The 22220-nt window shown below is 72.2% G+C and carries 11 protein-coding genes and 1 pseudogene; 5 read left to right on the top strand and 7 right to left on the bottom strand.

Features of this window, described 5'->3' with window-relative positions; all coding sequences use genetic code 11:
* Positions 1-2739: 2739 nt before the first annotated feature.
* From OIE53_RS28525 to OIE53_RS23480, 3 genes and pseudogenes are all read right to left on the bottom strand, one after another.
* Positions 2740-8661, bottom strand: a pseudogene (locus tag OIE53_RS28525) (toxin glutamine deamidase domain-containing protein); the annotation flags it as partial.
* 44 nt (positions 8662-8705) lie between these two features.
* The gene (locus OIE53_RS23485) at positions 8706-9044 is read right to left on the bottom strand and encodes a hypothetical protein (protein ID WP_327023661.1); all 339 of its coding nucleotides are present in this window, start codon (positions 9042-9044) and stop codon (positions 8706-8708) included.
* Entirely contained in the window at positions 9041-9433 is a 393-nt protein-coding gene (locus tag OIE53_RS23480) for a YbaB/EbfC family nucleoid-associated protein (RefSeq protein WP_327023659.1), read from the bottom strand. The genes OIE53_RS23485 and OIE53_RS23480 overlap by 4 nt, the downstream gene beginning before the upstream one ends.
* Positions 9434-9559: 126 nt before the next feature.
* Here OIE53_RS23480 and mycP point away from each other — a divergent pair, with 126 nt between their 5' ends.
* Entirely contained in the window at positions 9560-10858 is a 1299-nt protein-coding gene (gene mycP, locus OIE53_RS23475; protein ID WP_442791354.1) for a type VII secretion-associated serine protease mycosin, read from the top strand.
* A 79-nt stretch (positions 10859-10937) separates the two neighbouring features.
* On the opposite strand, the gene OIE53_RS23470 is transcribed toward mycP, so the two are convergent.
* From OIE53_RS23470 to eccB, 3 genes are all read right to left on the bottom strand, one after another.
* Positions 10938-11225: a WXG100 family type VII secretion target gene (locus tag OIE53_RS23470; RefSeq protein WP_327023657.1), complete on the bottom strand. Its 288-nt coding sequence runs from the start codon at positions 11223-11225 to the stop codon at positions 10938-10940.
* Positions 11226-11239: 14 nt separating this feature from the next.
* Entirely contained in the window at positions 11240-11569 is a 330-nt protein-coding gene (locus OIE53_RS23465) for a WXG100 family type VII secretion target (RefSeq protein WP_327027368.1), read from the bottom strand.
* A gap of 161 nt (positions 11570-11730) precedes the next feature.
* Positions 11731-13158 carry a type VII secretion protein EccB gene (gene eccB, locus OIE53_RS23460; protein ID WP_327023656.1) on the bottom strand — a complete coding sequence of 476 codons (1428 nt, stop codon included), beginning with the start codon at positions 13156-13158 and terminating at the stop codon, positions 11731-11733.
* 141 nt (positions 13159-13299) lie between these two features.
* Here eccB and OIE53_RS23455 point away from each other — a divergent pair, with 141 nt between their 5' ends.
* Positions 13300-14046, top strand: coding sequence for an SUKH-3 domain-containing protein (locus OIE53_RS23455; RefSeq protein WP_327023655.1), 747 nt, complete (start codon positions 13300-13302; stop codon positions 14044-14046).
* 9 nt (positions 14047-14055) lie between these two features.
* On the opposite strand, the gene eccD is transcribed toward OIE53_RS23455, so the two are convergent.
* Positions 14056-15444, bottom strand: coding sequence for a type VII secretion integral membrane protein EccD (gene eccD / locus OIE53_RS23450; RefSeq protein ID WP_327027367.1), 1389 nt, complete (start codon positions 15442-15444; stop codon positions 14056-14058).
* A 175-nt stretch (positions 15445-15619) separates the two neighbouring features.
* Between eccD and eccCa the strand changes: the two genes are divergently transcribed.
* From eccCa to OIE53_RS23435, 3 genes are all read left to right on the top strand, one after another.
* Positions 15620-19582, top strand: a complete 3963-nt coding sequence (eccCa, locus tag OIE53_RS23445; RefSeq protein ID WP_327023654.1) for a type VII secretion protein EccCa — start codon at positions 15620-15622, stop codon at positions 19580-19582.
* A gap of 128 nt (positions 19583-19710) precedes the next feature.
* On the top strand, positions 19711-20328 hold the full coding sequence (locus OIE53_RS23440; RefSeq protein ID WP_327023653.1) for a hypothetical protein: 618 nt from the start codon (positions 19711-19713) through the stop codon (positions 20326-20328).
* A 37-nt stretch (positions 20329-20365) separates the two neighbouring features.
* Positions 20366-22129, top strand: coding sequence for a hypothetical protein (locus OIE53_RS23435; protein WP_327023652.1), 1764 nt, complete (start codon positions 20366-20368; stop codon positions 22127-22129).
* Positions 22130-22220 lie beyond the last annotated feature (91 nt).

Here is a 22220-nt window from a genome sequence, read left to right as displayed (position 1 = left end):
GGTGTCCCGCAGGCCCAGCACGTCGGCCGGGCCGTCGTACGCGGTGGCCGGCCCGTGCAGGGGCGCCAGGCTCACCTGGGAGAGCAGGTCGGCGACGCCTCCCGGATATTCCGGGGCCTGACCGATCGAGAAGACCACCCGGTCGTACGTCTGTCGAGTGCCGTCGGTGAACTCGACCAGGAATCCACCGTCCACGGTGTGCCGCAGACTGACGATCTCCCGCAGCGACTGGGTCGCCTGGCTGCGTACGGAGTCGGCGTAGGCCCCGACCTCGGGCAGGGTGTTGCGCCGGTTGTAGCCGCCGCCGAAGCTGTGCCGCAGCCGGGCCTCGGCGTCGTGTGCGGGATCGCCGGTCAACTGCTGGGACGGCGGTTCCATGGCCCGGGCCGACCAGTCGACGCTGCCGGCCGGGGAGGCCACGGCCTGCTCGATGTCCCAGGCGCCGGAGGCACCGGCGCCGAAGACGAGCACCCGGTCGCCGGGTCCGTAGGCGTCGGCCAGATTCTGCCCGCCGAAGTCGACCGCCGGGGCGGACCGACGGGGATCAGCGAAGGAGCCGTCCGGTGCGTGACCGAGCCGGGCGCGCACCTCCTCGGCCAGGGTGCCGGGGTCCACCGGTCGGCCCTCGGGGTCGAAGACCTGCCCGGTCGCGGGGTCCACGGCGTAGCCGGAGATCGGATCGGCCACCAGCGGATCGGTGGGCCGCCCGGTGAGGTCCGTCAGCAGGGGGGCGGCGGAGGGGTTGGCACCGAGGACGGTGCGTACCGTGGCCGGCAGAGTGTCCGGGTCGACCGGGGTGCCGTCGGGGGCGTGGAACACCGGGGCCGGACCGGACCGGTCGACCCGGTAGCCGGTGGTCGGGTCGACATACCGGCCGGTGGTGTCGGCGGGCGCGTTCGGCACCCGGGAGGGGCCGGGTCCGGAGGCGACATCGACCGAGGCGGTGTAGAACTGCCGCCCACCCACGGTCACCCGGAAGTTGGCGCCGGCCGGCCACCCCACCGCATCGGCCGGGCGGGGGGTGATCGCGGTCGCCGTGCCCTGGTAGGTGGGCATTCCGCTGAGGGCCCGGGCCGCCCCCACCGCGTCGGCGAAGACGTCGGAGGGGGTGAACTGGGTGCCCGCCTCGGCCAGGTCGGCCGGCTGGAACGGCAGCCCGGGCAGCTCCAACTCCGAGGGAACCTGGCCCATCAGCAGGGACTGTCGCTCCGCCCAGGGGTCATGGCCTTGGGACACGCAGAGCACCGGGGGTAGGCCGGTGCCGGTGTCCGGGGCGGCTCCCATGGTGACGAAGTCGGCCGTGGCGGCCCAACCCCCACCGATCACCAGCCGACCGAAGACGTGCTCCGGTGCGATGTCCAGGGCCGCGTCGACCCTGGCGGTCAGGGCCAGGTCGGCGTCGTTGCGCAGCGCGGTGGCCTGCTGCGCCCAGGTACGGGCCTCGGCGCGGATCGCCGACTTCGCGGCGCGCAGGTCCGTGACGAGTTGCTCGCCGGTCGCCTGGCCGATCAGGTTCTCGACCGCCGGGGCGACCGGACCCAGGTGGCTGCGGATCAGTTCCAGCCGGGCCCGCGCCGCCTCCGGTCCGACCACCGGGACGTTGCCACCCAGCCCGTGTACGGCGTGGGTCGGGTCCTGCTCCAGCAGGCCGCTGGTGACGAGCAGGCTCAACGCCTCGGCCTGCAACTGACCGGCCCGGGCCGCATCCGTGGTGGCCGCGCTGTCGGCGAGCACCACCCGCAGTTCGGCCAGCCGGCCGATGTCCCGGGCGGTCAGGACCCGGTTGCCGTCGTACTCGGGTCGGGCGCCCTCGGCCAGGGCCGTGGTGGCGTCGGTACGCAGGTCGACCGCGCGGTCCTGGGCGACCGTGTCCACCTCCGCGAGCATCGCGGACACCGCCCGCCGGACATGGTCCGGGTGGGCGCCGGTGGACACCTGCACCACGGCACCCTCGGCGGTGTATCCGACCGTTGCCACCGGCGCGAAGGGCACCCCGGCCGGTGGGTCGGTCAGCTCGATCCGTACCCGGTAGGGACCCTCCGCCGTGTCCAGGGTGACCGTGGCGGCGGCCGGGTCCACCCTCGACTGCTCGGGCAGCGGGCCGTCGGTCAGCGCCGCCTGCACGGCCTCGGCGGTCCGGGCCGCATCGATGTCGAGCAGGGCGCCACCGAAGGTCGTACCGGCGGCGGCCTGTCGCAGGTCAGGCCCCTCGGCGGGGACCGGGTCGGAGTCGGAGCCCGGCGGCCCGGCGGGTCCGTCGAGGTCGGCGGGGTCGGTGTCCGGGTCGGTCGGGTCGGCGGTATCGGTAAGGCTGCCCGGGTCGGCGGGGTTGGTCGGGCCGTCCGGGTCGGTCAGGCTGTCGGTTCCGGTTCGGGCCAGACCTGTCGACCCTTGATCCGGCCCTCGCGTCGGGCCTGGGAGTACTCCTCCATGATCCGCCGGGGTGGCAGGCTGGAGTGAACCGTGATCACTCCCGTCCGGTCGATGATGTAGCTGCCCTGGCCCACCTGCATCCCCGAGGCCCGTTCCTGCTCCGAGAGCCTCTCCCGGGCCAGCCAGCCGAACTCGAACTCCCGAATCACTATCGGATTCCCGGTCCCCAGCAGCCGGCTGATCAGCGTCAGCGCCTCGTCCTCGGTCAACTCGCCCCTCTCCGTCAGGCACCATCATCGCCCAGAGGGCGTGGGTGTCCCGCACGTCGGCGGCCGGCATGTCCACCGACGCCGTGCCCGTCTGGGGATCCCACCACACCGGCGCCTCGGCGTCGGCCGGAAAGACGATCACGAAGGCGTGCGAACCGTCGACCTGCGGTTGGCCGTTCTCGTCCAGGACGACATTGCCGGCGCCGTCGAGGAACAACCAGTCGGCGACGACGAGGGCCGAGGCACCCGGACCGGCGTCGGCCACCTGCTGGTACAGGTCGGCGTACTGGGCGGCCACCGCCTCCGTACGGGCCGACAGGTCGGTGGGCAGGGCATCCGGGCCGCCGATCCACTGCCCGCCGATCCACGCCTCGGCCCGCTCCAGTCCGCCCTGCTCCCCGGAGAGCCGGTCGATGGATCCGTCGGCCAGCCGGTCCGGCCACCGTGGGCGCGACACCTGCGGGTCACCGTGGAAGCTGGCCAGGGCCGACAGCGAACTGTCCAGACAGTTGTTGCTCCGGCCCGGCTGATCCGGCCCGCCGTCGTTGACCAACCGCCCGTACGGGTGGGTGGAGGGGTCGGCGAACACCGCGTACCCCTGCGGGGTGGCCAGGCTGGCGGCCAGGTCGTCCTGGAAGCGGGGATTCTCCAGCGGCGCCAACTCGCCCGGCCCGAACCGCCGGCTCTCCGGAAGCGAGGGCGACCCCGGGGTCAGGTCGCCCGGCGGCAGATCTCCGTCAGTTCGGCCTCCGTCGGCAGCGGCACCCTCGTGAAGTGGGCCGCCTGGCGTTCCGCGGTCGCCCGGTCCACCCGTTCGATCGCGTGGCGTTCCGGATTCGCCCACAGGATCGCCGCCGCCACGTCCGGACGGAAGGTCCACGCGCCCGTCGGACGGTCCCAGATCACCGCCTGGGTCGGTCCCGAACTCTGCGCCTCGGCGATCACGTTGACCGGTGGACCCGTCGGATCGTCCGGTCTCCGCAGGAGGAAGTAGCCGAACGTCAGCGCCGTCATGCGGGCCCCCCATCAGGTCAGGATCCAGACCGGGCAGGTCGGACGCCGTCAATCCTCGCGCGGCGAGCACCTCGGCGAAGGTCTGACCCTGCTGCCCGAGCGAGTCGAGATACGACTGGCGGGTACCCGCCTGCGCGGGCGAGGACATCCACTTCGCGAAGCTGGTGTTCTTCGGGGTGTCGAACCGCGCGGTGTCCATCCCGCCCGGCATCCTCGCCGCGATGCCGTTGGCCTTGTTGATCGCGAGGATGTCCAGGAAGGCGTGGATCCGGGCGGCCGGTGTCTGCGCGGGATCCCGCATCACCTCGTACGGCAGATGGGTCTGCTTGCCGATCGCGTAACTGGTCGCCGTCGGGAACTGCAACTCGAAGGTGCGTCCGGTCGGCGAGGTCAGGGTGCAGTTCAGGCCGAAGAACCGGTTACCCGGGTGCCAGAAGTTCTTCAGGTCGGTGACCTGGTAGCCCTGCGCCTCCAGCGAGGACAGCACGGCGTCCACCGCCGGCCCGTACGCCTCGGTCTCCGGTCCCTGCACCGAGAACCGCACCACGTCGTTGACGCTCTCCAGCGCGGAGTCCAAGTCGTAGCCCAGCGGTTCCCATTCGGTGCGGTACTTGCGGGCCAGCGACTCGGCACCCTTGACCCGGTGCTGCTCGCCGAGGGTGCTCAGCGCGTCCGCACCGGTCAGCCCGAGCCGGGCGTTCACCTCGGCGTTGACTCCGTGCAGGTCGGCCAGGATCCGATCGGCGTCCAGGCGCGCCTCGGCCAGCGCCTCGTGCAGGGTCGCCTGATCCGACTCCGGGAGCCCGTCCAGGTAGGGGCTCGGCGCCGGGTCGCCGTCCGGTGCCGGATCGCCGGGGCCCTCGGTTCCGGGAGAGCTACCGGGGTCACTCGGGCTGTCGGATCCGGTGCCGGCCGGACCGGACCGGGCCTCGGCTGCCGGGCTTCCGCCCGGCTGATCGGACTGGCCGGGGGGTACCTGGGTCCCGTCGGGCGCCGTCGAGTCCGGGGGTGCCGGTGGCCGGGTCTCCGTTTCGGTGTCGGTGACCGAGGGGCGATGCGGGTCGCCCTCGGCGTCGAGCACGATCGACCAGACGTTGCCCGGTTGGCCGTGTACCGGCTCGCGGTCGGAGACCAACTGGTTCTGGGCGTCGACCCAGATGATGGTGCCCTCGTGGTTGACGGCGTTCCAGGTGTGCGCCCCGTTGCCGTCCGGCTGGGTGGTGATGATCAGGGCCGCCGAGCCGGGGCCGGCGGCCCGCAGCGCGTCGGCGACCGCCTCCAGCCCGGGGGTGCCGGCTCCCTGGTGGGTGAACTCGGTACGCAGGGCCTGCTCCTGCCGGGCCGTGCTGCCCTGTTCCACCTGGGCGGACGCAGCAGTCGGCGCAGCCACCTCCGGCCGACCGAACCAGGTGGCCAGGACGGAGAGCCCGACGTCCGCGCAGTTGTTGTCCCGCCCTGGGACGGTCGGGCCCCCGTCGTTGACCAGGCTCGCCCACTGCCCGACGCGGGGATCCGGGTGCACCAGGGGTCGGCCGGTCGACTGGTCCCGGGGCACGGCCGCGTCGAGGTTCTGCTGGTCGGTCTGGGCCGGGGGGACCAGGCCGTTCGGGTCGCCGTAGGGTCGGTTGTCGCTCAACGGCGGTCCGTTGCCCACCGCACCGGGGACCGGCGGCTGGTAGGTCTGGGAGTCCCGCTCCGGATCCGCGATCGGCTCGATGGCGAACTGCGGCAGGAAGTGGGCGCAGGAACGGCAGGGCGGCCGGTGGTGCCCCAGGTCGTAGACGATGTCGTTCTGCCGCGCCGGTTTCACCTGATGAGTGATGATCTTGGCGCCGTTGAAGGCGTCCAGCGCGTACTGCTCGAACTGACCGGGCTGACCCGCCTCACGCCACTGGGTTTCGAGCCGGTAGAGCTGGTCCGAGACCAGGGCCACCTCGGCACACTTGCCGTGCCCGGCGCCGATCCCGTCCGGCAGGGCCGCCGCCGTACGATCCAGTGCGGCCTGCGCCAGCGGATGCACGGCCGGTTGAGTCGGCGGCTTGGTGCCCTTGTCCGCCGTCATGCTGGTGTGGGTGGTGATGCCACCGTCGGGCATCAGCAGGGCACCGGAAGTGCCGGGCTGCTTGGCCCGGGAGATCGAGCCGTCCTTCACCGCCCGCCGGGCGGCCTCGGCGAGGGCCCGGGACGCCTCGATCAGGGCTTGCTCCGCCTCCGGGCCGGTCGGATCGCCGTCGACCGTCGTCGGGGCCGTCTGCCAGCTGTGGGTACCGCCCCCGGTCGGTCCTTCGGAACGCCGAACAGTGTTCGGGTCCACCGGGCCCCGGCCGGTGCCCGGCACCGCCGGATCGCCCGACTGGAGGTTCCCCGTGCTGACCGGGGCCACGATGACAACCGGCCCGCCGTTCGTCGACCGATCCGCCGGATCCACCGGGGCAGCCGGTTCGGCCCGGTCGGCCGGTTCGGCCCGGTCGGCCGCCGGGTCCGGGGCAGCGTCCGGGGTCCCGGGCGTGGCATCCACCTCGGTTCCCGTACGCGCGGGGGTGGTGTTCGCATCGGCCCCTGCGGGCGCGGAGGCGACATTCGGTCTACCGCCAGCCGTCTCGGCCGGGGCGGCCGGGCCGGCCTCAACCTGCGGGGCCGGACCGGCATGGGTCTGCGAGGCCGGGTTGGCGGTGGTGGGCGAGGCCGGGTTGGCAGTGGTCGGTGGGGTCGGACTGGTGTTGGTGGGCGGGGCCAGCGAGACCGATCCGGCCGAGTTCGCGACCGTGGTGTTGGTCGGTGCTCTCGGAGCAGGTGCCGTTTGGGTGCCGGTGTTGCCGGTGGTGGGGGTGGTGGCCGCCGGGGTTGCCGGGGTGGAGGCCGAGGGGGTCGGCGAGGAGGTCGACGGCGTGGGGGCGATATTGCCGGCGGGCGGCGCGGTGGTCGCCTGCGGCGGGCTCACCGTGCTGGTCGGTGCGACCGTGACCGGGGTCGGTCCGGCCGTAGGGCCGACCGGTGGTGCGCCGGGCACCATGGCCGGGGGAAGGTCCGCGGCGAGCGGATCCGCCCCGGCTACGACCGGGCCGTAGGTACCGTCGCCGCTCGTACCGCTGCGGCTGCTGTCCGGAGCCGGGCCTACGCCGGGAGTATGGCCGGCCGAGGTGTCGACAGGCGCAGTCTGCACGGCATCGGGCGAGGTGTCGGCCGAGGAACCCTGAGTTCGATCGCCGGTGGTGTCGACCGCGGGAGCCTGAGCCTGGTTGCCGGTGTTGCCGGCAGCGGGACTCTGGGACCGGTCACCGGTAGTGTTCGTCGGGGTGTCTCTAGCGGCCTGCTCGGCTGGCGGCCCGCCGTCGACCCGGTCGGCCGGGCCGGTCTGCTCGGTGGAGCCGGACCCGGGGCGGTCGGTGGTGGGGGCCTCGCTGACCGGCGTCGCCGGATCGGCCCGGCTGCCGTCCGGGGTGGTCTCTCCGACCGGGCCAGCCGGGGTGCCTTCGTTCGGCCCCCCGCCGCCGCCGGTGGTGGTGGCCGCCTCGTCGGGCGGGGGCGCCCCGGTGGTCTCGTCGACCCGCCCGTCGGCTGCGGCGGGGCTCTGGTCGGTGGCACCGCTGGCCAGGTCCACATCGCCGGTGCCCGGAGAACCAGCCGTCGGGGAGCCGACTGTCGGGGAACCCTCGGAGGGTGCCGTGACGGCCGGATCGGTCGTTGCCGGCGCGAGGCTGATCGAGCCCGAGCCGTTCTGCGGTACGGTCCCGCCGCCGGACTGGCTGGTCCCCCCGCCCTGCTGGCCGGTACCGGTCTCCGTGTCTCCACCGCTGGGGCCGCTCGACGAGCCCCCGTCGGTGCCGGTGTTGCCGAGGTTGCCGAGGTCCACCCCACCTACCCCGGAGGAAGGATCGAAACCTGCGCCGAGACCCCCGGTATTGGTCGAGACGTTCAGCCGGTCCAGGCCCAGGTTGGTGACCTTCGCGGCCATGTTGCCGGTGGCGCCACCGGCGAGGGTGGCGCCGGTACGGCCGGCACCGCTGGCGAATCCGCCGAGGAAGGCGTCCGCGCCGGGGAGGACGAACTGTTGGTTGACGCTGGCGTTGGCGAGCACACTCGCGGCCGGTGAGATGAGGGCGTTCTGGGCACCGGAGGCGATGCTGTTGCCGCCCCAGCGCACCAACCCGCTGCCCGGGAAGGACAACCGGTTCGGGCTGAACGAGAAGGGCATCTTGGGGGCGACCTTGCGACCGGCCCAGTTCATGCCGGAACCCAGCACGGCACCGTACGCGCCGCCCACGCCCGCCGTCATGGTCCGGTTGCCGTCCCACTGACGTCGCTCGCCGCTGCGCATCTGGTACGCCTGGGCACCGACGTCGATGATCAGCTCCTCGCCGATCTCCTCCAGCAGCTCCAGGCCCAGCCGGTTGAGGCCCTGCCGGAAGCCCTGACTCGTGACGATCTGCCCGACCCGGGACCCGGCGGTGCGCAGGGCCGCCTGCATTCCTGCCCGGGTGAGCATCTGTCGTCCCATCTGGGTGATGAGCCGACGGAAGGCGACCGTCACGGCCTGTCGGCCGGCGGCCAGGATGCCCGGGATGGCACCGGCGGAGACCCCACCCAGCCAGGCCATCAGCAGGGCGACGAAGACCGCGATGACCGTGATCATGACGGCGATCAGCACGGTCAGTTTGGCGTACTCGATCTCCAGGGCCGCCTGGTCGCAACCGGATGCGTACGCGGCGGCGATCTCGTGGATCAGGGGCAGGCCGGTGTTCGGGTCCACCCCGATCTGGTTCCACAGGGCCCCGAAAGCCTCGCCGGCCCCGCCACCCCAGTTCTGGAGGATCTTCATGACCGCCGGGTCGGCCTCGGAGAGGGTCTCCCGCACCAGGTCAGCCAGGGACTGCCAGGCATCGGCCAGCTCGCGCATCCGGTCCTCGTCACCGGTGGGCCACGCCTCACCGGCGCTGACCCAGCAGATGGCGTCCCAGACCCAGCCGTACTCGCCCAGCGAGTTCTTGGGATTGGGTATCGCCACCCCGTGCGCCCCTCTGTCCGATGTCTACCGCGAAGTATGAACGGCTACTTGCCGCCGCCTCCGAACAGCGTCTTGACCATGTCGTCGGTATCCACGGTGCCCTCCACGGCGCCCTTGACCGCCGGGCCCATCTGCTCCACCACGGGCACGATGTCGCCAGTCAGGTCCAGCACCTTCTGCGCCGGCTGCTCACCGTCCAGGTAGCTCTTGTTGAACTCCTTGCCGGGCTCATCGTCGCCCCAGGGCCGGGCACCGTTGAGGGTGTTGATGGTGCCGGCGAGACCCCGCCAGCGAGCGGCCAGGTGGGCACCGGCGGTGGTCAGGGTGGCGGCACCCTCCAACGCGCCGTCCGGGTTGACGAAAGTCTCGCGGAGCTCGGTCATCGCTTGTCCTCCCCGGGCAGGTCACTGTCCAACTGGCGGAAGATGCCGTCCAGGTCGTGGTCGATGTAGGCCTGGAACTGGCTGTCCGGCACGTACGGCTGGAGCAGTCGCTCGACCTCGCCCATCACCTTTGCGGTGGCGCGGTGGATGGTCTCGGTGACCGTGGCGGACAGTTCCTTGGAGTTCGGGCGGCGGTAGATGCGCGGGTCGAACTCGACCTTCGTCACCTGACCGCGCGGCCCGACGGTGACGGTGACCAGACCGTCGTCGGAGGTGACCGTCGCCTTCACCGTCTTGAGCTGCTGCTGAAGGTCGCCGACCCCGGAGCGCATCCGCTCGAACTGGGCCATCAGCTCGTCGGCACGAGCGCGCAGCGCCTGTACGTCCATGGCGGTGTCCCTCCCCCGTCGCGCCCCTGCCACATGACGACTCGACCATACTGAATGTAGGCGACATCAGGGATGGGCGACGGTGGCTAGGATTCACCGGCACCGGTCGACCGGAGGTGAGCACGAATGGCCCGCATCCGTCCTATGGCGACATTTGCCCTGTTGGGGGCGGTGCTGACCACGGCACTCGCGGTCCCTGCTCCGGCGCCGGCCCAGGCAGATCCGGCGATATGCCAGAATCCGAGCGACCCCGGTGAGGTCAACACCGAGACCCCCTGGCACCAGCGGTGGCTGGCCCCGCAGCGGGTGTGGCCCTTCAGCACGGGTGCCCAGGTACGGGTAGCGGTGATCGACTCCGGCACCGACAGTAGTCATCCCCAGTTGGCGGGGCGGGTGGCCACCGGATTCGACGCCCTGCGCGGCGCACCCGGCGGCGACGTGGACTGCGTCTCGCACGGTACGGCGGTCGCCAGCATCATCGCCGCCACCCGGCAGGAGGGGGTGGGCTTCCACGGCCTGGCGCCGGACGCCACGATCGTGCCGATCCGGGTCAGCGAGCGCAATGCCACCGAGAGCGCGGACACCGCCGGTGCCTCTGTCAGCGGTGCGGTCTTCGGCCAGGCGATCATGCGGGCGGTCGACGACGGCGCCAAGGTGATCAACATGTCGGTGACCCTCTACCGCCCGGACCCTGACGTGGAGCGGGCGATCCGGTACGCGGTCGACAAGGATGTCGTACTGGTCGCCGCCGTCGGCAACCTGCACCAGGACGGTGCCCGGCCCGATCCGGTGCCCTACCCCGCCAGCTACGAGGGGGTGATCGGGGTGGGCGCCATCGACGAGACCGGCTCCCGGTTCCGACAGTCCCAGATCGGCCCGTACGTGGACATCGTGGCCCCGGGTGGAGCGGTGGTGGCGGCGACCAGGTTGACCGGTCACGCCGCCTACGACGGCACCAGCTTCGCCACTCCGATGGTCAGCGCGACGGCCGCGCTGATCCGGGCGGCGGAGCCGGGGCTGTCGGCCAAGGAGGTCACTCGGCGGATTCTGGCCACCGCCGACCCGGCCCGGGGCGACGCGGCACAGGGCTACGGCAGCGGAGTGGTCAACCCGTACCGTGCGGTCACCGAACGACTGACCACCGCGAAGCCGGTGGCACCCCCGCCGCTGCCGGAGGTGCCGCAGAACGCCGCGGCCCAGGCCCGTGCCGAACGCTGGGCCTTGTTCGGCCAGTTGGCCCTCTGGATCGGGCTGGGCCTGGCCACCATCTCGATCGGGGTGGCGGTGCTGGCTGGTCTGCTGCCGCGCGGGCGGCGTACCCGGTGGCGGCCGACCCGACCGGCCGCGCCCCCGCCCACCCGGCCGGAGATCGACGAGCCCGAGGAGGCCTTCTTCCGGGTGCCCTCCTCGACCTCGCGGGGCTGACGGCAGCCGCGAACCCACCAGGGGCAGACATGACGATGGCCCGGCGGATCGCCGGGCCATCGGATGCAGCGGTAGCGGCTCAGCCGTTGAATTTGGCCCGGTTGGCCGCCTCGCGGGCCTGCATCTTGCCGGCCGACTCGCGCAGCGCCCGCTCGATCCGGGTGAGCAGGTCACGCAGGTCGTTGGCGGCGGACTCCCACTCGCGCTGGCGCTGGAAGTACGCCTCGCGGGCGTCGCCGTCCCAGGTGGCCAGCAGCGGGGCGATGCCCGACTTGAGGCCCTCCAGCTCGCTGGTCATGTTCCGGACCGAACCGTTGCAGCTGTCGGCCGCCGCGTTCAGACCGGCGAAGTTGTACTTGATTTCCATCGTGAATTCCCCCGTCAGAGCTTCAGTGCTGCGGTGATCTGGCCGGCGGTCGCACCGGCGGTGTCCATGTCGGCCCGGATCTCCTCGTCGCTGACGTCGTAGTCCTTACCGGCCGAACCGACGGCCTCGGCGATCGCGCGCAGCGCGACGTTCAGCCGGGCCATGTCCTGGTCGAACCGCTCACGAACCTGCTGGAACGAACCCGCACCAGCACCCTTCCACTGGTCGTAGAGCGGCGCGAGCTGGTTCATCAGCCCGTTCAGGTTGCTGGTGAGCCGATCGGCGACAGCATCGACGTCACCCTCGGTCTTCAGCATCAAGCCGGTGTCGGTACGCATCGACATGGCGGAAGTCACCCCCGTCCTCGTTTGGGATCGCCCCGCGGGCATCGGGGGCGGTCTTTAAGTCGGCGCTCACGCACCATCGTCGCTCGAACGGTAACGGGTCGCATCCAGCCCGCGCTAGACCGCCGACTCGGCTACCGCTCCATTATGGGCATTGGCCGTCATTCCGGATCAAGTGCCTGTTTCGCAGTGGTCGGATCGAGGGCCGGTCCGGCGGGCAACCGCACCACCAGGCTCGCCGGCAGGCGTACCGGTTGGACACCGGAGTAGCCGAGCATCGCCGGCACTCCCTCGGAGGCCAGCGGATAGCGATAGCCCAGGTCGGTGACCAGGTTCAGGGTGCCATTGTCCTGATCGGGCGAGGACAGGGCATTGACCAGTACCCCGTAGCCGGGCTCGATGACCACCCGGTCGGCCAGCGGGACTCCGCTGCCGGTCTGCTCCCGGGTCCGCACCGGTTCGCGTACCGGCTCGACCTGCGCGTCCAGCAGCACGGTCGGTTCGTCCTGGCCGGGCTGGTACGCCGCACAGATGGCCGGGTCGCTGCCGCTGAGCCGGGCGATCTCCGGGCGCTGCTCCGGTGCGCGGTGTCGCCCCTGCTGGGGCGGGGGGGCCTTGGGGGCGGCGGCGGCCGTACCGGCGGCGAGTTCGATCGGGGCGGGCTTGCTCCCGTCCTGGTACGCGGCCTGGGTCTCGCCGTCGGCCAGCAGGACGTCCGCCTGGACGGGAGTGATCGGGAACAGCCGCTCCCGCTCCACGACGTAGTACTGGCGGCTGTCGTTCTGGCTCTTGACCACATAGACCTGACCGACCCGGGCGTTCGGCAGGGCGGTGGAGGAGGCACCCCGGTCGGACACCCGCCGGGGGGTGATCGTCTCACCGGCGGGCAGGGCGTTCAGCCATGCCCCGCCGACCTCGACCACCGGTTCGGCGGTCATCACCAGCCCCTCCAGCACGACCTTCTCGTTGCGGATTTCGTACCGGTGGTCACGCCAGACCAGGTGCAGCCGCTTGGTCTTGCGGTCGCGGACCAGCACGGCCGCGTCGCCCGGCTCCCGGCCCCCGCTGGGGGCCCGGCCGACCGTCAGCACGGTGGTGGCGACGACGCCCCCGGCCGGGTCCCGGGCGGGCTGGGTGCACAGGGTCCACGCACCGTCCAGGATGCGGCCCGGTGCCGGCAGCGCGTCCGGCGCGTCCGGGATGCCGATGCGGGGACCTCGGGGGGTGCCGACCAGGGAGTTACGGGAGACCGAGACCGTCGGCGCGGCCGATTCCAGGGCCAGCAGGGCGGAGGCGTAGTTGACCACGGGGTGCAGCCGGCCCTCCCGGTACAGGTACCGGGTGCCGGTCTCCTTCTCCAGGATGACCCCGCCGCCGTCCTTCCACTTGGTAGCCCCACCCGGGCGAAGCAGGCCGTACACCCCGACCCCGGCCAGGCAGAGCACCGCCACCATGACACTGGCGAAGCCGGCACCACCCAGCCGACGGAACGGCGCCGCCTCCGGATCCGGCTCACGAGCCACCAGAGCGGAGGTCATCCGCTGCACGAAGAACTGGTACGACTGAACCTGGTCCCGCCGCGACGGCATGGCACCCTCCCCCTGGCGTACGCCGGCACGGTCACGATCGCCGGACCGCGGTGCCTACCATAGGCACGATGTCGAGTCCGCCGGTTCCCGCACCCGGCGTCGACCCTCGACGCCGAGGACGGCAGCCCGAGGAGCGCAACGATGATCAGTCGTGACCAGGCCCTGGCGATCGCCCGGCAATGGGCCGCCGCCGGTCGGCCCGGGCCCCCGCCCGAGGTCTTCCTGCACGAATTCGACCTGGGCTATGTCGCATGGCGGGCCGAGCCGGCGGGTGCGGCCACCGAGGGCCCCCCGGCACCGCCACCGGCCACGGGTTACCCCCGGGCGGTCATCGACCGGCAGACCGGGGAGGTGTCCCAGTGGCCGTCGCTGCCGGAGCACCTGATCGCCGAGCGGTACACCCGCCGCCAGGCGGCCGAGGGTCGCTTCCCGCCGGAGGTACGCCACGTTCTGGAGTCGGCCGGGTGGTTCCCCGGGCGGGATGTCACCTCGGCGGTGGAGCACTGGATGGTCCGGTTCGCCGATGATCTGGCCGGCCTGGAGTGTCCCCCCGCGGCACGGGCCGCCCTGATCGAGTTCGGTGGCCTGACCCTGCCCCAGTTCGGCCGCAGCGGCCGGCCCGGCGGTGGCTTCACCAGCTATCTCCACCCCACCCGCGGTGGGGTGACGACCGAGGGCGCCCGGGGTTTCATCGAGGAGTACGACACCCCGGTCTACCCGATCGGCAACAACGAGGACGGCCCCTCCGAGCTGGTGATGGATGCCCAGGGACGGGTCTTCCTGCTGCACTGGGCCGACGAGTTCCTCGTCGGGCCGGATCTGGACTCGGCCATCGTCAGCCTGATCCGGGGCGATGAGATGACCGAGGCCAGTGAGCTCGACTGGTGAGGCCGCCGGTCAGCCGTTGATCGCCCGCATGAAGGCGTACAGGCCCAGCACGCTGCAGGCCACCGGCACCACGGCGAGTTGGAGCAGGATGTCCAGGACGTCACCGAACCGGGCCAGCCGGGGTGAGGGGGCCCGCCGGCTGTAGGCGAGCCCGGCGGCGGCGGAGACCCCGGCGGCCACCAGGGCCACCGGCAACACGGCCAGCACCCGACCGGCCGTGGAGGCGTCCGCGGCGCCGACCAGCGGCAGCAGACCCAGCCCCACCAGGCCGACGGCCAGCATCGGGACCCGGTGCCGGACGGTCGGCACCAGCCGGGCCCGCAGCAGGTAGCCCAACGAGATCACGGCGGAGAGCAGCAGGGCGGCGGTGGTCCCGGTGGCGGTGAGCACCACCAGGCAGCCGATGGTGACCAGGAAGGCACCGAAGATCATGCCGGTGAGCACCTCGTCGGCCCGGGCGGTGGCCTGGTAGACCACCTCCCGCTTGGGTTGCGGTTCGTCGCGCAGCAGGTCCTCGGCGGTACGCGGCAGGGCCGGCATCGGCATCTTGCCCAGCCGTACGGAGAGCAGCGGCATGGCCGGCAGCAGCAGGGCCACCGCGCTGACCACCACGGCGCTGCCCTGTGCGGCGTCCATCGAGCCCAGGGCCAGCAGTCCACCGACCATGCCCCAGAAGCCGACGAAGACCGCCGCCACGAAGACCCGGGTGGCGTCCCCCACCCCGAGCAGGCCGAGCAGACCGGACAGCAGCAGCACGGCCGAGCCGAGCAGGATGTGCGGTGCCCCCAGGGCCCACACCGACTCCCCGGTGCCGATCACCAGCACCCCGCCGACGAAGGCGTAGGGCAGGCCGGCGGCGGCCACCACCGCACCGGCCAGGGAGTCGGCCATCGCCCGGGACAGCACGATGCCGCTGATCAGCAGCAGCGCGGCGGCGCCGAGGGCCACCGCGCCACCGAGCCAACCGGGTTGTTCGGAGGTCACGATCACGGCCAGGCCGAGCAGCAGCAGCACCCCGGCCACGATCAGGCCGGTCAGCCGGGTGGCGAACGGGGTCCAGGCCACCCCCCGCCGCCGGGCCCCGTCGGCCACGGCCTCCATCAGATCGTCGTACGCCAGCTCCGGCCACTCGGTGCGGCGGGGCACCAGGTGCAGGGTCTCGCCGTCGCGGACGTTCTGGGCGGCGAGGGTACGGCTCAGGTCGATGGCACTGCCGTCACTGCGACGCAGCATCCAGCCACCGTGGGCGGTGCCGTCCGAGGGCTCCTCGTCGGCTTGACGCAGCACCGCAGGCAGCAGCCCGACCAGCGGCAGGTGCTCGGGCAGGGCTAGATCAAGCCGCCGACTGGGTGCGACGACGGCGATACGCGCGAGTCCGGTTCCGGCCTGGGTGACCACTGAAGACCCTTCGGTACGCGAAGCGGGCTCGATCGATCGGCCCGCTGCTGTCATGACGGGAGAAGGCTACCTACCATGTGCCGGTGACGCGGGTGCCGGTTCACGGCGGTGGCCGAGCGTACGGGGGTGCCGGGCGTGACCATCACGCCCAGAAGAGGCAACGGAGGTCTGTCACGTGAGCACGGTCGTCGTCAAACGACCCGCCCGACAGCCGGAACCGGAGTACCCCTCCGGCGAGGTGCTCCTGGACCCGCCTCCGGAGGTACCCCCACCCAGCGGCAAGGCGTGGGGGCAGATGATGATGCTGCTGCCGATGCTCGCCGGTTCCTTCGCGATGGCCCTGATGTTCGCCGGTCGTGGCGGATCCACCCTGGGGTATGTCACCGGCGGCCTGTTCGGACTCTCCGCCATCGGGATGCTCGGGGCCCAGTTGACGAACAACTCCGGGGGCCCGAGCAAGCAGGAGATGCTGCAGAAGCGCCGGGAGTACATGACCCACCTGTCCCGGCAGCGCCGACGGGTTCTCAAGACCATCCGCCGACAGCGGGAGGCCGCCTTCTACCGGCACCCGGACCCGGACACCCTGTGGTCCCTGCCGCTGGGACCCCGGCTGTGGGAACGCCGCCGCAGCGATGTGGACTTCGGCACCGTCCGGATCGGTCTGGGCCCGCAGGAACTGGCCACTCCGCTGGTGCCGCCCCCGGCCACCTCGCTGGAGAAGTTGGAGCCGATGTGCGCGCTGGCCCTGCGCCGATTCCTCACCACCTACGGCGAGGTGCCGGACCTGCCGGTGACCATGGCCCTGAACGGTTTCGCCCGGGTACACCTGCGGGGCGACACGGACGCCGCCCGGGGCATGGTGCGGGCCGTGCTGGCCCAGGCCACCGCCTTCCACGCCCCCGACGACATGCTCGTCGCGATCTGCGTCTCCCCGGAACGTCGTGACGACTGGGAGTGGACGAAGTGGCTGCCACACGCGCTGCACCCCTCGCGTACGGACGCCCTGGGGCAACTGCGCCTGGTCTCCCCCTCGGTGACCGGTCTGGAGGCGATGCTCGACGACGTGCTGGCCAGTCGGCCCCGGTTCAACGCCAGCGGCGGAGGGACCCAGGTCGGCGGGCCACACGTGCTGGTGGTCATCGACGGCGGTGACACCGCCGGTTCCGACCACCTGATGACCGACGGCGGGGTGGAGGGGGTGACCCTGCTCGACCTGTCCACCCCGCCGCCCCGGATGCTCGACCGGGCCCGTCTGGTGCTCGACGTGACCACGGATCGGCAGCTGCGCAGCCTGACGGTGGACGGCCCGGCGGAGATCGGCCGGGCGGACGACTGCGGGGTGGCCGAGATCGAGGCGCTGGCCATGCAGTTGGCCCCGCTGCGGCTGTCGGCCGCCTCCCGGGGCGGTGGCGACACCCCGCTGACCAGCGAGATGGGCCTGACCGAGCTGCTGGACATCGGTGACCCGTACGAGTTCGACGTCGATCGGGCCTGGCAGCCCCGGCCCAACCGGGACCGGCTGCGGGTGCCGATCGGCATGGGTGTCGACGGCGGCCCGGTGGAGCTGGACCTCAAGGAGTCGGCGCAGGACGGCATGGGCCCGCACGGGCTGCTCATCGGTGCCACCGGTTCCGGTAAGTCCGAGCTGCTGCGCACCCTGGTGCTGGCCCTGGCCGCGACCCACTCCTCGGAGAGCCTCAACTTCGTCCTGGTCGACTTCAAGGGTGGTGCCACCTTCACCCGGCTGGACGGCCTGCCGCACACCAGCGCGGTGATCACCAACCTGGCCGACGAGTTGCCGCTGGTGGACCGGATGACCGACGCCATCAACGGTGAGCTGGTCCGCCGCCAGGAACTGCTGCGCTCGGCCGGCAACTACGCCTCCCAGCGCGACTACGAGAAGGCCCGGGCGGCGGGCGCTCCGCTGTCGCCGCTGCCCAGCCTGCTGATCATCTGTGACGAGTTCTCCGAGCTGCTCACCGCGAAACCCGACTTCATCGACATGTTCGTGCAGATCGGTCGGGTGGGTCGGTCTCTCGGCGTACACCTGCTGCTGGCCTCGCAGCGACTGGAGGAGGGGCGGCTGCGCGGGCTGGACACCCACCTGTCGTACCGGATCGGTCTGCGGACCTTCTCGGCGATGGAGTCACGGGTGGTGCTCGGCGCGACGGACGCCTACGAGTTGCCCCGCTCTCCCGGGCACGGGTACCTGCGTTTCGGCACCGAACCGCTGGTCCGGTTCAAGGCCGCGTACGTCTCCGGCACCTACCGCAGCAAGACCGCCGCGGCGGTCGCGGCCGGTGACGGCGAGGACCGGGTACGCGAGTACACCACCGGCTACGTGGCGCCCCCGGTGACCCGTACCCCCAAGGAGGAGGAGGCTCCGGAGCCGGTCGACGGGGTCGGCGAGAGTGTGCTGGACATCCTGGTCGGGCGACTCACCGGCCGGGGCAAGCCGGCCCACCAGGTGTGGCTTCCGCCGCTGGCCGAGCCACCGACCCTGGACCAGTTGCTGCCGCCGCTGACGGCCGACCCGGCCCGTGGGGTGACCGTGGCGCACGCCGGTCTGCTGGGCGAGTTGCAGGTGGCCGTCGGCATCGTCGACAAGCCCTTCGAGCAGCGCCGGGACGTGCTCTGGTTCGACCTGGCCGGGGCGGCCGGTCACGCCGTGATCGTCGGGGGGCCGCAGAGCGGCAAGAGCACCCTGCTGCGGACGATCGTCACCTCCCTGGCGCTGACCCACACCCCCCGGGAGACCCAGGTGTACTGCCTGGACCTGGGCAGCAGCGCCCTGTCCTCGCTGCGGGACCTGCCGCATGTCGGTTCGGTGGCTACCCGGCTGGACGCGGGCCTGGTCCGACGTACGGTCGCCGAGTTGCAGCTGTTGATGGGTGAGCGGGAGCGGCGGTTCGCCGAGCGGGGTGTCGACTCGATGGCCGAGTACCGGCGGGCCCGCCGGCACGGCCAGCACGGCGACGACCCCTTCGGCGACGTGTTCCTGGTCATCGACGGCTGGGGGACCCTGCGCTCGGAGTTCGAGGACCTGGAACCGACCATCAACGACATCGCCAACCGGGGCCTCTCCTTCGGCATCCACCTGATCGTCACCGCCGGCCGCTGGATGGACCTGCGGCCGGCCGTCCGGGACGTCTTCGGTACCCGGATCGAGTTGTGGCTGGCCGACGCCAGCGACTCCAACCTGGACCGCCGGGCGGCGATGAACGTGCCGGAGAAGGCACCCGGTCGCGGCATCACCCCGGACGGGCAGCAGTTCCTGGCGGCCCTGCCGCGCATCGACGGTGCCCAGGAGTCGGAGACCCTCCCCGAGGGGGCCCGCAAGCTGGCCACCGACCTGGCCGCCGCCTGGCAGGGGCCGGGTGCCCCACCGATCCGGCTGCTCCCGCCGGAGGTCCCGTACGGCAGCCTGCCGAACACCGGGCAGCCCGGGATCCCGATCGGCATCGCCGAGGTCGACCTTTCCCCGGTGCACCTGGACTTCGCCACCGATCCGCACTTCATCCTCTTCGGCGACGGCGAGTCCGGTAAGAGCACCTTCCTGCGGTCGCTGGCGCAGACCATCGTCGACACCCGGGATCTGACCGAGGCCCGGCTGGTCATCGTCGACTACCGGCGCAGCCTGCTGGGCGACATCGAGACCCCGCACCTGATCGGGTACGGCTCGACGGCGCAGATCACCGAGAGCATCGTGGCCGAGGTCGCCGCCGTCATGCGGGACCGGCTGCCACCGGCGGACATCAACGCCGAGCGGCTGCGGGCCCGGGACTGGTGGAAGGGGCCGGACCTGTATGTCCTGGTCGACGACTACGACCTGGTCGCCGGCGCGGGCAGCAACCCGCTGACCCCCCTGCTGGAGTTCCTGCCCCAGGCCCGGGACATCGGTCTGCACCTGATCGTCGCCCGCCGCACCGGTGGGGCCAGCCGGGCGCTCTACGAGCCGGTGCTGATGCGGTTGCGGGAGATCAGCACCCCCGGCATCGTGATGTCCGGCAACCGGGACGAGGGGGTGCTGCTCGGCACGGTGCGACCCGGACCCCTGCCGCCGGGTCGGGGCTGGCTGGTCTCCCGACGGGGCGGCACCCGACTGGTGCAGTTGGTGAATCTTCCACCTCGTGGGTAGGGGACCCACGGGGTTGCCGGACCGGACTACCGTCAGCCAAAGTGGACCTGCGGTGTGCGGCTGCGTCGATCCGAGAGCGGAGATCGGGCAGGCGCGCCAGCACCGTGTGAGCCAACGGGGGAGGGACCATGAGCGGCGAGTGGCTCGTCAACGAAACCATCGACGTCGACGTCAACCAGTTGCAGGACTTCGCCACGGCCATCCGCAAGGAGCTGGAGAACAACTTCCAGCCCAGCTTCGAGCGGGGCCTTAGCCCGATGCTCACCGTGCAGGCACCCTTCGGCAGCGGGGGGCTGAAAGAGGCCGCCTTCTTCCGGGGTCGGCACGACGAGAGCCGGATGGCCGTGTCGCACCTGATCGGCGATGTGATCAAGGGTCTGACCGCGCTGAGCGCGGCGGCCACCTCCATCTCCGCTGAGTACCTGCTGGGTGACGCGCTGGCCGAGGCCACCAACGACGACGTCTACAACGCCTTCAACGCGGTGGACGGCCAGAACACCCTCAGCGGCAAGTGGCAGCAGGAGGGCGACCCCGCGGAGGTCGTACCCGAGCAGGCGAGGAACCCGGAGCCGGTCGGCCCGTACCACGGGATGGACTCCTGCCCGACGGAGGACACCCGGGAGAAGGCGCCCGCGTGGACCGCCTCGGAGACCGTGGGTGACGGTCCGGGGGCCTACGAGATCCCGGGCGAGGACCAGCGCATGTACGGTGACGAATTCCGTCTGGACCAGTCGAGCCTGCGATGACTACTGCCAGGTGCTGCGGGGGACCTGAGGAGCGGGAATGAGCGACGACTACTACGGCTACACGCCGATCAGCTACCCGGCGTACGGGGGGATGCGGGACGACTACGCGGCCGAACGGTCCGACCAGGCGTCGCCGTACGAGCCCACCAAGTGGGACGGCGTCAACATCGAGCAGATGTGGGAGTACGTCCGCAAGGAGAGCGACGAACGCACCACCGCGCTCGCCGAGATGTGGCGGCGGACGGCGAGCCTGCTGGAGTCCACCCGGGACAACCTCCAGCGGCACGCCAATGCCCTGGACAAGAAGTGGCAGTCGCCGGCCGCTCGGGTCTTCATGTCGAAGGTGGGTGCGACCCTGCACTCACTGGACGAGTGGAAGAACGTGGCCAGCAACAACGCCATCGGTCTGGAGCAGTTGGCCAGCAAGATCTCGTCAGCCCAGCGGGAGATGACCCAACTGTGGCAGGAGTACACGAACGAGCAGAAGCGCCAGCAGCAGATCTTTGAGAAGGACAAGTCGGAGATTACCTTCGGCGACATCCTCGGCGACAAGCACAAGACGTACGAAGAGGTCCAGAAGGAGTTTCACCAGCGCGCCAAGAACATCACCAAGCCCCTGGCCGACATGTACATCGACGTGTACATCTCGAACATCTCGCGCGGCGGCAAGTTCAAGGGCCCGACCGAGGCGGCCCTCTTCGACGGCAAGAACCTGCCGGGCGGACCGGGACGTCCCGGCGGCGGACCGGGGCGACCGGCCGCCCCCACCCGGCCCGGCTCCGGGCCACCTCCGAAGGTCACCGGCCTGGTCCGGGAGGTGCCGAACCAGCCGGAACTGCCGCCCCGGCCGGGGCGGCCCGGCGAGCCGGAGATGAGCGTCCCGACACCGGAGACCAACGCCCCCCCGACCCCGCCCGAGGGGGTCAACCTCTCCGGTGGCACCACCACGGTGCCCCCACCGGGGCCGGCACCCACCCCGCCGCCGGTCACGGCCACCCCGAACGCACCCGTGCCGGGCGGCCCACCGGTGTCGCCGATGCTGCCGCCGGGCAACACCGGGCCGGTAACGCCGCCGGGCACCCGACCGAACGCCCCCCGGACCACCCTGCCGGGCTCCGGTGGCCCGCCCGCGCCGGGCGGTGGCCGGGGTCCCGCGCCGAACCGGCCGACCCTGCCGGGTGCGGGCGGCCCGGGCAACGGCTCCGGTGCGCCGGGCAACGGCCGACGTGGGCCCGCGCCGAACCGCCCGACCCTGCCGGGCAACACCGGTGTCCCCGGGCGCCCCGGTGCCGGTCCACTCCGACCGGCCCCGTCGACCACCCCACCGCCCTCCAGCCCGCGCCTGCCGGGCTCCACGGCACCTCCCGGTCAGCGGGGCGGCACGCCCGGACGTCCCGCCTCGCCGCCCCCCAGCCTGGGTGGGCAGCGCGGGTCGGCCCCGGGCACCCCCTCCCGGCCGGGTGCTCCCCTCGGTGGTCACCCCGCCACCCCGCCCGGCGTCCGGGCGACCGGCGGCCCGGGGGTGCCGGGCGGCGCCGGTAGGCCCGATCTGAACGGTCGCGCCGGTGCCGCACGTCCGGCACCGACCACCGGTCCGGCCCCCTCGCTCGGCGGCCGACGGGGTGGGCCGGTCCTGCCGGGCCCGCGCAAGGACGCCCAGCGGGACCAGGATCAGGACACCTGGGAGTACGGCGACGGCGACGACGAACTGTGGGCCACCGAGTCCTCCGCCGTCGGGGTCGTCGAGGCGCCGGCGGAGCACCGCCCCAGGGAGCAGGGCAGGGCGCTGGGTCAGAGTTGAACACGGACGGGCCAGCTCACCGCAGCACCGGTGGCTGGCCCGTACCATGCGGTGAACGCCCGTTTTCGGCCGTCTCCGTAACGAACCACAG

Origin of the sequence: Micromonospora sp. NBC_01739, from assembly GCF_035920385.1 — a bacterium.
Taxonomy (GTDB): Bacteria; Actinomycetota; Actinomycetes; order Mycobacteriales; family Micromonosporaceae; genus Micromonospora.
This window is presented reverse-complemented; position numbering and strand designations above follow the sequence as displayed.